The following is a 13,730-nucleotide window of genomic DNA, read 5'->3' as shown; positions in this document are numbered from 1 at the left end:
ATTTGTGCATCGAAAAAGCTTTCCGAATACGCTATACTGAATTACGGGAATGGGAGGAATGCTCGTGGCTATCATTATCTTTTGCCTCGTCTGTCTCATTGCGTATCGGATCCGCAAGCTTCCCGAAGCACTACGGACGATTTTACTCATCCTCGGTTTAATCAGTGGATGGTTCGCGCTCTTTGAGATGATCAGCTTCATCGAAGCTAACCCGTACCTGGCTGCAATCCCGATTGGACTGGGACTTGCTTACTGGTACTGGTACCGTAAAAAGAAACAAGCAAACGACAAAACCCCTTCCGACTCGTGAAGTGGGTTTTTCTTATGGTCGAACGAAAAAAGCGATGTCTCCTTAATTGGGGACATCGCTTTTCGTATTCAGGACTGAACTTTCCGTTCGATTGCTGCGATTTTCTCTTCGATCTCAAGCAACTTCAGTTCGTGCTCGAGTTCGAGACGACGTTTTTTGCGTTTGAGACGATCGAGTTCTTCTGCGAGTGACTCGTTCGATGCTTCCGGCTTCGGTGGGGCTTGCTCCATCGATTGACGGAGTGGATCAAACAAGTTCGATTTCGCGAACTGAGCCGCTTCCGGTCCGAACATGTCTTGGATGAGTGGGAGAATCTTGTTCATCGCGGTTCCTGGAATCTGCGACTTTTCATCGACGAGACGTTTGAGCGCCAATTCATCGACGAGATAGCCTTTTCCGTCCTGTTCGGCATGCAATTCGCCTGTCCGAATCCAGCGACGGACCGTTTCTTCTGAGACACGTAACAATTCACTGATCTGTTTTGTCGTTAACATCGTCATCCCTCTTTCCCTCTAGTAGTATCTTTACTATACACACATGTGTGCGTGTGTGTCAAAGTATACACACATCAAAAAAGAGACCCTCGTATAGAAGGTCTCTCTGATTGTTATGCTCCCCGACGAACGAGTAACCAAAGACCGACGATGGCAAGTCCTGCTCCCGTTGCTGCATATGGGAACGGCTTGTCTTCACCTGCTTGTGGTAATGTGTCCGTTGCTGTTGATGTCGTCGACTGTTTCGTCGCAGCATCAACTGCTTTGACTGGTGTTTCTGTTGATGTTGGAGTTGGCGTCGGTTTCGCGACCGGTGCTGCTTTCGCGATTTCTGCGAACACGATTGTACCGATGCTACCTTCTTCGATCGTTACACCCGCTTCCGGTGATTTCCGCACGACGTATTTTAACAACTCATCAATCATCTCTTGCTCTTCTGGCGATAAGGCTTCTTCGTCACTCGCCATCAGTTTCATCGCTTTCGTTTGCTTAGCGAATGACTCATATTCTTCAAACATCTCTTCTTCCATGTCTTCCAGTAAGGCATCCATGTCAAGATGGTGCATCGCTTTGACCGTATAGCCTTTTGCGACTTCTGTCTTGATCGTGTACGTCCCTGGCTCGAGTTGGATTTCCATCGAATCATCTTTCGCGACTTTTTCCTGATAGACGTCTTTTCCTGTGATCGCATCCGTCACCGTATACGTCGCAGGAACCGTTGATTCGTCAAAATCTGGCTTTTGGTTGCCGTTCGCATCAAAGAAGTTAACGACGGCTAACCAATGCTCGAACGCACCGTCGAGGTCTTCACCGCCATAAATCCCGGCGTCAATCACTTCCGTCTGTCCTGCGACGAGACGGACTTTCTTCATCCCAAAGTCTTCATCGACATCGGAGTCGATCGTCCGGTCGTCACCGACGTTTTGCTCGGCATAGAAGTAGTACCCCATATCATATCCGTCGACTTCGACTTCATATGTTCCTGGTTTTAAGTCCTTGAAGCTATATAGACCATTCTTCGTGTAGGCTTCGTCGATGACATCTTCATTCCGGTCCATCAAATAAACGACGACATCATCGAGACGTGTTTCTTTCTCTTGGCGAATGCCATCTTCGTTCTCATCAAACCAGATCGTTCCTTCGATCGTTGCCGTCGTTGGTGCTTCGACCGGTGTCGGTGTCGCATCATCACCCGTCTCTGGCTCGTCTGTCGTCGGCTCTTCCTTGACCGGTTCTTCCGTCACAGGCTCTTCCGGTGTCGGTTCGTCTGTCGTCGGTTCATCCGTTGCCGGATCTTCTTTAACCGGCTCTTCTGTTACCGGTGTCTCTGGCGTTGGTTCTTCTGTCGTCGGCTCTTCTGGTGTGACGACTTTACCGAACTGGACGAGAATCGTCCGTTGTCCATCTGCTGAAACGACCTTGACGACAGGTGCCGTCTCTGCCGTGAACGTCACGACAGGTGTTTCTTCGATGTTGACGTCTTCCCCTGTCACGCCATCCTCAAAGACGAGTGCCGTCTCCGACGTGATATCAACGATGCCTGTGCCTTCAAACGTTAACGTATACGGACCCGTGCCCGTTCCGGTGACGTCCCACTCGACGGTTTCTGCGTAGACCGGTAACTTCAGACCGAACGCGACGACGAGTGCCATCAAAAGTAAACTAAGTTTTTTCATGAGTGTATGTATGCTCCTATCGTGATTTAATATTACCTCCCTAAATAGTAAACAAATCCGCCAAAAATAACCAGAAGAATTCTTGAATTCCTGCTATTTTTTTATAATAAAAAAGCCTTGTCGAAAGACAAGGTCTTAGACGAGCTGACTGCACGCTTCCGCGCATGCCGTACACGCTTTCGCGCACTCTTGGCAGTGATCGTGATCGTGTTTACTACACTCATCGGCGCATGCTTCACAAATTTCCTGGCATGCTTTTGCGAGGACTGCGACATTCGAGCTGTTTCGAGCGATTGCTTGTAGCAAAAGGCTACAAATATCAGCACAATCCCGGTCAAGTCGAATACAATCCGCCATATGCCCGACATGTTCTTCCTTCAGACAGGCATCAAAACAATGATTACAAGCAAGAATACAATCTGTTAGTCGTTGCTGTACAGTGTGATCCATATTGATTCCTCCTTTTTATCTATTTACTGTTCCCTCACGAGCCGAAATCAAACAAAAATAAGACAGCACATGGAGCGAAACGCTCACTATGCTGTCTTATTTGACGATTTCAAGCGGAATCTCGATTCCACGCCCTGCTCCTGCATCAATGATGAGGACCGGAAGACGCTGGTCATCGAAGACTTCTTTTTCGATCGTCGTATTGGACGTATAGGTCCGGATTTCCCCCATCTTCTTCGCTTCGAAGGAGACGAACGGAAACGGAATCGATTGGTTGGCGACTTCGAGTCGGATATCGACCTGTTGGTCATCGAGTCGAATGTCATTCGCTGTCCGGATGACGAGACGCATCCGGTCATTTTCCGTCAGGGTGACCTGCGCGGAAATGTTCTCGGTCTGTCCTGCACGCTTAACAGGATCCACGATGACCGTCGGGGAAGCGGTCTTCGCTTGTTCTGCGCGCTGACAACCAGGAACGATGAGTAAGGAAATCGCGAGGGGGAGAAGCCAGCGTTTCATGTTCGCATCACTTCATAGCAAACGTCAGTTCAGCGACACAGGCGACTTCCCCATCGACTGTGGCTGTGGCACGACCTTTACCGATTGGTCCGCGGACCTTCGTCAATTCGACTTCGAGGCGGAGCTGATCCCCGGGCACGACTTGACGTTTAAAGCGGCATCCTTCAATTCCTGCGAAGAAGGCGAGCTTTCCTTGGTTCTCTTCCATCTTCAATACGGCGAAGGCACCGACTTGGGCGAGTGCTTCGACGATCAAGACGCCGGGCATGACATTGTATTCTGGGAAATGGCCATTGAAGAATTCTTCGTTCGCCGTGACGTTCTTGATTCCAACGGCACGTTTTCCCTCTTCGACTTCCAAAATGCGGTCAACGAGTAAAAACGGATACCGATGCGGAATGACTTCCTTGATTTGTTCGATCGTATACATATTCGACAGCTCCCATCACTGATTAAATTAAGATTTCATCCAAAAATCGGTGATGCGGGTCCATGTGTCGAGCTTTAACACATCCATTGCCTCGCCACCACCAAACGTCGCATAACCCACCATTGCGCCGACGATCAGTGCTACGACGATAAGAACGAGAACGATCAGTACACGTACGATGATCGGAACTCGGCGTGTCGAATATGCACGAAGACGTCGCTCTGATTTGTGCTCCGGATTGCCGGTTTCCTGGTTTGAAGCCTGTTGCTTCTTCTTCAGGCGTTCACGCGTTGGCTGATCCGTGCCTGTTTGGTTTTGTACCATCTTGATCACCTTTCATTGATTCAGTCTGAGAACAGTATAGCATATTAGTACCTGGTATTAAATAGTTCCAAATTCGCTACAAAACGTGTTCCGCAACTAGTGTAACACGATGAGACAGGCAATTCCTCTAAAAAATTTTAGTTTGTGTATATAAGGAAGGCGAAAAACAGTTTCCCACGTTCTGCGGTTTTTTTACACTTTTTTAAATCCAAATGAAACTGTCCGGCGTAAGCTTTCCAGAACGACGCAACAACGGTCCTTGGATGGCACGAAACATCACTTCAATAACTTTTTAAAAAATTTAAAACTTTATGCAATCCAAATCACCCGACGTTGCGTAAGCTATTCAGAACAGGCAAGAAACACCTACCAAATAAACCAAAAAATGAGAGGAATGATTTAAGATGAAACACACGAAAAAATTCGCAGCATCAGCAATGGCAGCAGCACTCGTACTACCAGGAACGGCAGCATTCGCTTCCGGTGGCGGAGAAGACATGAAACAAGATGCACCGAAAAACGTCACGGTCAAAACGAAAGCCGCTGACCTTCGTGCCACACTCGATCAATTACTCTCTGAGCACTTCGTCCTCGCAGTCATGGACATGAAGAAACAATATGACGGCTCAAAAGACGCACAGTACTACGAAGCAGCACTCAAACAAAACGCACTCGACATGACTCCAGCAATCGCTTCAGTCTACGGCGACGAAGGCGCAAAACAGTTCGAGAAAATCTTCGTTGATCACAACAAATATACGACAGACCTCGTCAAAGCTGTAAAAGCAGACGACCAAGACGGTATCAACGCTTCGAAGAAAGAAACAGAAGAGTTCGTTCAAGATCTCTCAAGTTTCCTCGATACAGCTACGGAAGGTAAACTCCCGAAAGCAGCAGCTGAAGAAGTCCTCCGTGCTCACGAAGCAGACGTCTACAAAACATTCCAGCAATATGCAGCTGGTGACTACGAAGGATCGTACAACACGTTCCGTGAAGGTTACAGCCGCATGTACGATATCTCAAAAGCTCTCTCTGTTGCAATCACAACACAGATGCCTGAGAAATTCGACAACACGAAAGCTGACTCAAAAGCAGCAGATCTTCGTTCAACACTCAACAGCCTTGCAGCTGAACACGTTGCTCTTGCAAACCTCAGCATGACAGCTGGCGTCGACCAAGCGAAAGACTACGATGCAGCAAACTGGGCTGAAGACATGCACACAGCTGACTTCAAAGCAGCCATCAAATCGATCTACGGTCAAGCCGGTGCAGATCAATTCGAGCAAGTTTGGACGAAAAACCACATCGAAGCACAAGCGAACCTCGTCACAGCAGCAATCAATGACGACAAGAAATTGATGGGTGACGCACAAGACATGCTCAAAATGTTCTCGAACGACTTCGGTGCATTCCTCGGTGCAGCGACAGAAGAAAACCTTCCAACAAAAGCAGCACAAGAAGCGGTATCAGGTCACGAGACTTACGTCCAAGATACGTTCATGCAGTATGTTGAAGGCGACTACAAAGGTTCTGTCGACACATTCCGTGAGTCTTACGCTTACATGTACGGCGTAGGAGCTAACCTCGGTGATGCAATCGTTAAACAATCACCAGAGAAATTCATGGATGGTACACCAGGATCAATGCCTAACACAGGTAATGGTGGAATGAGCGACAACAACTCAGCTGCAACAACTGGTGCGATCGCAGTATTCGGTCTTGCACTCGGAGCAGTCGGTCTTGTCCTCGCACGTAAACGTCAAAACGCCTAAGAAATTGGGTATAATCAATAACAGGATAGCGACATGCTATCCTGTTATTTTTGTACATAGAGGGAATCCCTTCTCTCGGAAAGGAGATACGCGTTTATGAAACGTTGGTTATTACCGGCGAGCATCATCTTAATGGTCGCATCGGTCGGAACGTTATTGTTCCTCTTGTTCGGTCAAACAAAACCGGATACATCAAACATCACGCAAGGTGATCCAAAAACAGAATCCGCGGCCTCTTCCGAGACGAAGGAAGAAGATCCGCTCAAGCCGTCTGAAATCTTCAAGAAGGAGTTCAAGGACCTCTCGGCAACGGAGGTCGAGCTTCCGAAACAACTCGTCATCCCGAAGCACGACATCAAGACGAAAGTCGAACAGGTCGGGCTCGATAAGGATGGTGCGATGGCGACACCTAAAAACGAACAACAAGCTGGCTGGTATAAGTTCGGTCCGCGTCCGGGTGACGTCGGCAACGCCGTCATCGATGGTCACACTGATACGAAGACCGGTCCAGCGATCTTCTATAAATTACATGAACTGAAGAAAGGTGATCCGGTCGAAATCACCGATGCGTCCGGACGGAAGCTCGTCTTCCGCGTCAAAGAGCTCGTCCAGTACGATCACTTAAAGGCACCACTGAAGAAAATCTTCGGTCCAGCCGATACCCGGAACTTGAACTTGATCACCTGTATCGGAACGTATGATCAGAACCAAGGCACGTACGACGATCGACTCGTCGTCTTCACGGAACTTGACGAAAAAGCATCGGATCCAGTCAAGACACCACCAAAACCGGCGACGAACATTCGCGTCAGTGGTGGATTCATCAACTGGTATGCGTCAACCGATGAAGATGTCGTCAAGTACAACATCTATCAAGAGAAGGATGGAAAACGCAAAAAACTCGGTACGACAGAATCGATCGAGCGTAAAGCGTTCCCACTTCCTGAAGATGCAACAGGTCGTTTCGTCGTCACAGCAGTCAGTAAAGCAGGTATCGAATCAGAAGACGCGTTCAGCGCCGTCCAGAAATGACAAGACGGGATGTCTCCAAGTCGGAGGCATCCCGTTCTTTATTTTGCTGCCGGTAACGCAATCCGGAGTTCTTTCTTACCGGACATCGTCTCATAGAACAGACTGAGTCGTCCTTCCGTCACACGGAGTTGCTCCGAAGGGATGAAGACGATTCCAATCCGGCTCTCATCCGGTTTATATTTACCGTTCAAGGCATTAAATTGATCTGCAATCGTCACGATTTCGTCCTCTGTCTCATACTCCCCGATCTTTGGTAAGATTTCAATCTCGTCCGCCGACTGATTCGTCACTTTGACCGTGATCGCAAGCAACCGCCCCGGCTCCCCCATCACTTGGAGGAGCTTTTGTTTTTCGACCTTCATCTGAACGAGTGGTGTTTGTCGCGTTTTTTCCGTCGTATCGACGTCCAGCGTCTTCAGCTTCAATCCTGCCATCTCATAGACGACACCGAGTCGATCTTCGCGATCGAACTGCTTCAGCTGTGCTTCATCGAGTCGGATCGATGTCCGTGGTTTCGTTTCTTTTACCGGCTCCTCTGCCTGAAACCAACCGAAGAGCGGGACCATGAATTTCGTTACGATGATGAGGACGAGCAAGCCCGACATCACATAAAACAATACTGTCTTCACACGTCGCCTCTTTTCTAAGCCTCGATCCGTTCCTTCATCCATCCCTGATCGAGCCCATGTACACCGGGACGCCCATGTGTCGCAAGGTACTGGCAATACTGGACTGCGAGATACTCTGCCTGAAACTCGACGTAGCGCGTACCAGGCAAGCTGTTGACCTCATAGAGATAGATTTTCCCATCCGCCCCGATCCCGACATCGATCCCGAGCGCATCGAGCGGGTAGGCATAAAACGATTCGAAATAAACGGGGAATCGTCGCGCAAAGTCAACGATCCGTCGCGAAATCGCTTCATGTTGATCCGGATAGTTCTGCTTCATGAAGATGTCCATCCGCGTCGTCGAGAATGCTCCGTGACTGAGATGGCTGACCGATTCTTGGTGATTGTTGCTGACGAACGGAAAATATTTGACGAGTTTCCATCGACCGTTCGCTCCCTTCGCGACATGGATCCGCATGCAATACGAATGCCCATGGATCGTTTGTGAGGCAATGAACGGCTGGACGATCATCGGATTCCGTCTCGTCTCTTCTTCGATGCGGCTAATCAATTCCCCTGTCGAACAGACGATCGACTCGAGCAGATGGCTGAACCGGTACTGGTCTCCCTCCGGTTCGATCGTATAAATCCGTTGCCCTTGTTTTCCGTTCGCCGGCTTGAAGACGATTTTTCCGTACTTCTCAATCAGCGGGAAAATCGCCTTCCCTTTCTTTACCCGGTGCATCGGAATCAAGACATCCTGAAACGATCCTTCTTGCGCGAGTTGACGTAAGACGACATTTTTATTACCGATTCGGTGCGTCGTAAACGGAATCTCGGCTGCGAGACGATTAAACAATTCCTTGTCTGCATCACTGAGCGGCAAATGATTGTAGATGACGTCCGGAAATTCATACATGCTTGGATGCCAGGCATCTTCGTCAAAGAAGAGTCCGCGGATCGTCCGATTTTCAAAATCGACATCGCGTGGTCGGAAAAAGAAGATGTCAACGCCCATCGAGGCACCGATGACGCAGGCAATCTTATCGCGAAACTGCGGATTCTCGTTCAAGCGTAAAATTCCGATTCGTGTCATGACGCATCCTCCTCGACGGGTTCAAAGTAGATCAAATAACGTTCCGTACTGTCCGTGACGTTATAAAACGGATAACAGGTCGAGACGACGAGCGACTCCTGCTTCGTTGACTCAAGGACCCGCGTGTCTTTGTAATCGACAATCTCGCTCGATTGCATGACGTAGCGATAGGATCCGTTCGCCAGATAGAGGACGACCTCATCGCCCTTCTTCAACTTACTGATTTTCGAGAATGTCGTATCGTTATGCCCGGCGAGGAAAATCCGGTCGCCTTGACCTGGAAAGGCAGTCTCCGGATGATGTCCGACGCCTTTTGCGAGTGTCGCATCATCGACGCCTTCAAGCACCGGTAACTCCATTTCAAGTGACGGCACTTTTAAATAACCAACCGTCTCACCGGTTTGGAAGAGGACATCCTCCGTCTTCTCCTTTGATGGTTTGCTCGTTGCTGCTGATTTTGATGTCGTCGAAGACGTTCCTTCCGCCTGCACGACATCTTTTGCTTTTGCGAGTTCCGTCGTCAAGGTTTGCTGGACCGTCAGTTTTTGATACCCGACGTATCCAAGTAAGGCAAGTCCGATGACGAGTAACAGCGTGGATACGCGTCGCATCATGACGGCACCTCCTTCAGCATTCGTGTCCATGCCCGGCAATACCCAGATAAATTATGCTCGACGTCATCGATCCGGACCCGCATCGAATGGTGCCGGATATAAAAACTTCCGAGAATCCGACCGGGTTTCTTCATATACATTGCGACTTCCGGATAGAAAAAGCCGTTTCGCTGATAAATCATCCGTCGTTCAATCGTCTGGTCGAGCCAGTCGAGCGGAAAATCAGCTAACAAGTCGGCTCGTCCGAGCGCTTCGATCCGGTCAATCATCTCGCGTGCCGCAAGCATCAGTTCAAGGAACGTCGGGTACGTCGTCTCCCGGTGATGAATGAAGTCGAGTTTCGGGGAGACATTCTGGAGACCGAACTGGAAATACCGCGCTTCCGGCAACCATTTCGTCAACTCATTCGCACTGTAGCTCAACCAGTGATCGTGGAACTTCCAGTACGATTTAGCGATGAAATGCTCGAATGACTGGACGACACTGTCGAGCCAACGTGGATTGGAATCGAGTGCGTATAACCGCATCAAGGCGTACGTCGCTTCTCCTTCGTAGTAGATGATCCGAAAGGCATCCTTCAACGCAAACGACGGGTACTCGAGTACATGCAGGTATTGACCTGATGGTTGTTGCAGTGAAAGAATGCCGGCTGCGAGTCGTTGACTGAGTCGTAGATCCTCCGTCATCTGAAACGTCTGCATGTATTCCGTCAATGCTAAGATCGCTGCAGCATTCGCGCCGAGCTTGATTTCGTTCGATTCACGATCAAGCACGAAGGAACGCTCCCCTTCATGTACGATCAATTCCTCGATCAAATAGCGTTTTGCTCGATCGATTGCTTGGCGTAATCGTTCGCTTGATGTCAGTCGATAGGCTTCAATCATTGAATAGAGTGTGCTTGCATGACGTAAGCTGTTGTAGAACTTGATCGGTTTATCAAAGCATGGGAAGTAACCATATTGGAAGCGACCATTCGCCCGGACTTGGCGAGCAAGATACTCACTCGACTGGGCGACGATCGTCTTGATTTCAGAAGGAAGTGGGCTTGTCGTCTCACGTATTTTTTCGACATCACGTATGACTTCAAGTACATATGGTGTTTCGTCTGCGAAAACACCGAGTGTATCAAAGAGGAGGCATGGACTTGTCGGATGAAAGTCCATCCGCTCCGTCCGCCCTTGTTGGTGCGCATAATTGCTCAAGTTCGTTAGATTGATGTGTAGTTCTTGATGCGTCGGATCTTGTGTCAAAACGGCATTGCCATTTAATTCTTCTTCTAGATAAGCACATTGCATCTTCCGATCAAATGCGATTCCGTGTCGGAAGTAATTTTTCCGAGTGTCTTTCACCCGCTCGTTTAAGGTCTCAAATGAGAGTGCCTCAAAGTTTCGGGCAATATCGAGTTTTAACCACTCCATCTCTGGTTGTTTACGGAGCCAATTGCGTGCTTGATCTTTTACGGATTGTAGCCCTTTGCCTTGAAATCGAACGACACGAGCCCGCTCTGATGCTTGTCCGAGTGAGACGAATAACATCATCTGACGATTCCAGTAATAGATATCATCGGTTTTCATATGTTGTTCCAGTACATCGATGGCAGTGGTGAATCGATTGAGCAGATCCATGTTCAGCTTCACTCCTATTCTAAAAGGATGAATCGCAGTGAGGCACAGATGGCCCCACTACGATCAACTACAGCATGACTTACTCTTGTGGACGGCGGCGGAACAGTTTCGTGAACAATCCGGCAGCTGTCGCAAGCATTCCCATGAGGGTGATCAAGAACAGATTTTCCGAAGTGTTCGGTAACGTACCACCAACGATTCGTTTAACAGGTTGAGTGATTGGTTTTGAGACGAGTGGCGATTTATTAATCGGTGCACCGACTGTGTTCGCTGGCAATGTCGGCTTGACGCTTGGTCCATTTACAGCGCCAGTCGAAGGAGCTGGTTTGACGTTCGGACCTGAGACAGGGCTCGTTCCAGGAGTTGGTGTGACACCTGGTCCATTTCCTGGTGGAGTCGTTGGTGGTGTGACGACCGGGATTGGGATGATGACATTGTCATTGTCGTTATCATCGTTCGGATTCGAGACGTTGTCTGGATCCTCTTTCCCATCATTGTCGCTATCCTTGTCTCCACCATTGTTATTATCATTGTCACCATCATTATCTTGATCCGCATCGGCATCTGCATCTGCATCCGCATCGGCGTCGGCATCTGCATCGGCGTCAGCATCGGCGTCAGCATCGGCATCCGCATCGGCGTCTGCGTCGGCATCAGCGTCAGCATCTGCATCAGCGTCAGCATCGGCATCAGCGTCGGCATCTGCATCCGCGTCGGCGTCAGCATCCGCGTCTGCGTCAGCATCCGCATCTGCATCCGCATCTGCATCCGCATCGGCGTCGGCATCCGCGTCAGCATCAGCGTCAGCGTCCGCATCCGCGTCAGCATCCGCATCGGCGTCAGCATCCGCATCGGCATCCGCATCCGCATCGGCATCCGCATCGGCATCAGCGTCCGCATCAGCGTCCGCATCAGCGTCAGCATCGGCATCGGCGTCCGCATCCGCATCGGCATCGGCATCCGCATCCGCATCAGCGTCGGCATCGGCGTCGGCATCCGCATCCGCATCAGCGTCGGCATCCGCATCGGCATCCGCATCGGCATCCGCATCCGCATCAGCATCCGCATCGGCATCCGCATCCGCATCGGCGTCGGCATCCGCATCGGCATCCGCATCAGCGTCGGCATCAGCGTCGGCGTCAGCATCGGCATCCGCATCCGCATCCGCGTCCGCATCCGCATCCGCATCCGCGTCGGCGTCGGCGTCGGCATCCGCATCAGCGTCAGCATCGGCGTCCGCATCGGCATCCGCATCAGCGTCGGCGTCTGCATCCGCATCGGCGTCGGCATCCGCATCAGCGTCGGCATCCGCATCGGCGTCAGCATCCGCGTCGGCATCGGCGTCAGCATCAGCGTCGGCATCGGCATCGGCATCCGCATCAGCGTCGGCGTCAGCATCCGCATCGGCATCCGCATCAGCGTCGGCGTCAGCATCCGCATCAGCATCGGCGTCGGCATCCGCATCAGCGTCAGCATCCGCGTCGGCGTCGGCATCCGCATCGGCATCGGCATCGGCATCCGCGTCAGCGTCAGCATCGGCATCGGCGTCAGCATCTGCATCCGCGTCGGCATCCGCATCAGCGTCCGCGTCGGCATCCGCATCTCCATCTGCCTCTTCATCAAAGACGATCGTATCTTGACCATCTAGATCAGCCAGCAGTTGTGCATCGATTGCAGACGTATTGACGACGGATCCTGTAACAATAACTTCGTCTTGAGCAACCCCAGCCGGTTTATCAACGATGATATTGGCACTAACAGAAGTTGGTCCAAGTACTTGTACACCTGCGAGTTCATTCGATAAGTTCACCGTATCGTTCGTTACAGCAGTCAGAACATTATTTACACCTGGTAAAAGAGCTTTAACCGGGTTTAAAACAGGATCAATTAAATTTCCTGCTATTCCGGATAACTTTAAATTCGTGATGGCATTGACCAAATCAGTCAAGGCGTCTTGAACGACTTGTTGCGTTAACTCATCCAGATGTTGCCCTAAACCATCACTAAAATCGATGACGATTGAGCCATCTGGATTAACAACAACATCAGCGGAGCCTTCGTAATCCAAAAGGCTCGACAATGCCGTATCTAAATTCTGTAGATTATCGAGTGCATCGGTTAATTCTGTGAGCCCTTCTACTCTCAATAAACTACCTACGACTGGAGTACGTTGTAATCGATCGATACCCGCTAATAGGTCAGTCACAGTATCTGCTACTGTTCCCGTCAGAGGATCGAGTTGACCTTTCAGCGTCGGTAAATCTTCAAGTGTAATCGGTAATAGTTCAACACTGACTGACGCATTACCGTTCGCCTGCATTTTTCCCGCTAAATCTGGAATGTTGAAGACGGCCACCCGGTCCGGGTTCAATACTTCCGCATCGGCTAATCCGACTCCGGTTAAATTAAGGGCTAAATCATAGTTATCCGGTTGTTCCGTCAGATTTGCATTGACCGCGACATCCGTCAATAGTTGAACTTCAGCTAAGCTGACTCGATTCGGTCCTTGGACAAGCGAGTTTCGAACCGAGTTTGCGAATTGACTTTGTTGCGTCTGAAATTTCTTTTCAGAATTCTCAGCTGCTTCGGTTTTTGTATAGGTGAATGAGATCGGAGAGAGGGCGAGAGAGGACGCTGCCAGCAGTTTCACTAGTCTTCGTGTGTGGTTTCTATGGTGTCGATTCATCTTCTTTCGAAAATCAGGTGCTTTTTTCTTCATTTCAACACTCCTTTTCTACGGAAAAAATAATCGTACACCTATTATTATGCATGCAATTCC

The 13,730-nt window shown here is 49.9% G+C and carries 14 protein-coding genes; 3 read left to right on the top strand and 11 right to left on the bottom strand.

Annotation, left to right across the window (positions count from 1 at the left end):
* Positions 1 to 58: 58 nt before the first annotated feature.
* On the top strand, positions 59 to 310 hold the full coding sequence (locus ITJ88_RS00735) for a hypothetical protein (RefSeq protein ID WP_230088487.1): 252 nt from the start codon (positions 59 to 61) through the stop codon (positions 308 to 310).
* Positions 311 to 378: 68 nt separating this feature from the next.
* Here ITJ88_RS00735 and ITJ88_RS00730 read toward each other — a convergent pair whose 3' ends face one another.
* The 6 genes from ITJ88_RS00730 to ITJ88_RS00705 form a co-directional block, all read right to left on the bottom strand.
* Entirely contained in the window at positions 379 to 804 is a 426-nt protein-coding gene (locus ITJ88_RS00730) for a helix-turn-helix domain-containing protein (RefSeq protein ID WP_029342712.1), read from the bottom strand.
* Between the two features lie 113 nt (positions 805 to 917).
* Positions 918 to 2,480: an SdrD B-like domain-containing protein gene (locus tag ITJ88_RS00725; protein WP_195864375.1), complete on the bottom strand. Its 1,563-nt coding sequence runs from the start codon at positions 2,478 to 2,480 to the stop codon at positions 918 to 920.
* 135 nt (positions 2,481 to 2,615) lie between these two features.
* Positions 2,616 to 2,930, bottom strand: a complete 315-nt coding sequence (locus ITJ88_RS00720; protein ID WP_195864374.1) for a four-helix bundle copper-binding protein — start codon at positions 2,928 to 2,930, stop codon at positions 2,616 to 2,618.
* Between the two features lie 96 nt (positions 2,931 to 3,026).
* Complete coding sequence (locus tag ITJ88_RS00715) at positions 3,027 to 3,449, bottom strand: hypothetical protein (RefSeq protein ID WP_195864373.1); 423 nt, start codon at positions 3,447 to 3,449, stop codon at positions 3,027 to 3,029.
* Positions 3,450 to 3,456: 7 nt separating this feature from the next.
* Positions 3,457 to 3,879, bottom strand: a complete 423-nt coding sequence (gene fabZ, locus ITJ88_RS00710; RefSeq protein ID WP_029342716.1) for a 3-hydroxyacyl-ACP dehydratase FabZ — start codon at positions 3,877 to 3,879, stop codon at positions 3,457 to 3,459.
* Positions 3,880 to 3,906: 27 nt separating this feature from the next.
* The gene (locus tag ITJ88_RS00705) at positions 3,907 to 4,203 is read right to left on the bottom strand and encodes a DNA-directed RNA polymerase subunit beta (RefSeq protein WP_029342717.1); all 297 of its coding nucleotides are present in this window, start codon (positions 4,201 to 4,203) and stop codon (positions 3,907 to 3,909) included.
* A gap of 404 nt (positions 4,204 to 4,607) precedes the next feature.
* On the opposite strand from ITJ88_RS00705, the gene ITJ88_RS00700 reads away from it, so the two are divergent.
* Both ITJ88_RS00700 and ITJ88_RS00695 read left to right on the top strand, forming a co-directional pair.
* Entirely contained in the window at positions 4,608 to 5,975 is a 1,368-nt protein-coding gene (locus ITJ88_RS00700; RefSeq protein WP_195864372.1) for a copper amine oxidase, read from the top strand.
* Between the two features lie 96 nt (positions 5,976 to 6,071).
* Positions 6,072 to 7,007 carry a class F sortase gene (locus ITJ88_RS00695; RefSeq protein WP_195864371.1) on the top strand — a complete coding sequence of 312 codons (936 nt, stop codon included), beginning with the start codon at positions 6,072 to 6,074 and terminating at the stop codon, positions 7,005 to 7,007.
* A gap of 38 nt (positions 7,008 to 7,045) precedes the next feature.
* Here ITJ88_RS00695 and ITJ88_RS00690 read toward each other — a convergent pair whose 3' ends face one another.
* The 5 genes from ITJ88_RS00690 to ITJ88_RS16415 all read right to left on the bottom strand — a co-directional run bounded on the left by ITJ88_RS00690 (position 7,046) and on the right by ITJ88_RS16415 (position 13,670).
* Positions 7,046 to 7,636, bottom strand: a complete 591-nt coding sequence (locus ITJ88_RS00690; protein ID WP_195864370.1) for a hypothetical protein — start codon at positions 7,634 to 7,636, stop codon at positions 7,046 to 7,048.
* Between the two features lie 14 nt (positions 7,637 to 7,650).
* Positions 7,651 to 8,712 (bottom strand): YheC/YheD family protein, encoded by a 1,062-nt coding sequence (locus ITJ88_RS00685; RefSeq protein ID WP_195864369.1) that lies wholly within the window; start codon positions 8,710 to 8,712, stop codon positions 7,651 to 7,653.
* Entirely contained in the window at positions 8,709 to 9,326 is a 618-nt protein-coding gene (locus tag ITJ88_RS00680) for a class D sortase (protein WP_195864368.1), read from the bottom strand. The genes ITJ88_RS00685 and ITJ88_RS00680 overlap by 4 nt, the downstream gene beginning before the upstream one ends.
* Positions 9,323 to 10,951, bottom strand: a complete 1,629-nt coding sequence (locus ITJ88_RS00675) for a hypothetical protein (RefSeq protein WP_195864367.1) — start codon at positions 10,949 to 10,951, stop codon at positions 9,323 to 9,325. Before ITJ88_RS00675 ends, ITJ88_RS00680 begins: the two co-directional genes overlap by 4 nt.
* 79 nt (positions 10,952 to 11,030) lie before the next feature.
* Positions 11,031 to 13,670, bottom strand: coding sequence for an adhesive domain-containing protein (locus ITJ88_RS16415; RefSeq protein ID WP_304999638.1), 2,640 nt, complete (start codon positions 13,668 to 13,670; stop codon positions 11,031 to 11,033).
* Between the last annotated feature and the right edge of the window lie 60 nt (positions 13,671 to 13,730).

This window comes from Exiguobacterium abrahamii, from assembly GCF_015645365.1.
GTDB classification, from domain to species: Bacteria; Bacillota; Bacilli; order Exiguobacteriales; family Exiguobacteriaceae; genus Exiguobacterium_A; species Exiguobacterium_A abrahamii.
This window is presented reverse-complemented; position numbering and strand designations above follow the sequence as displayed.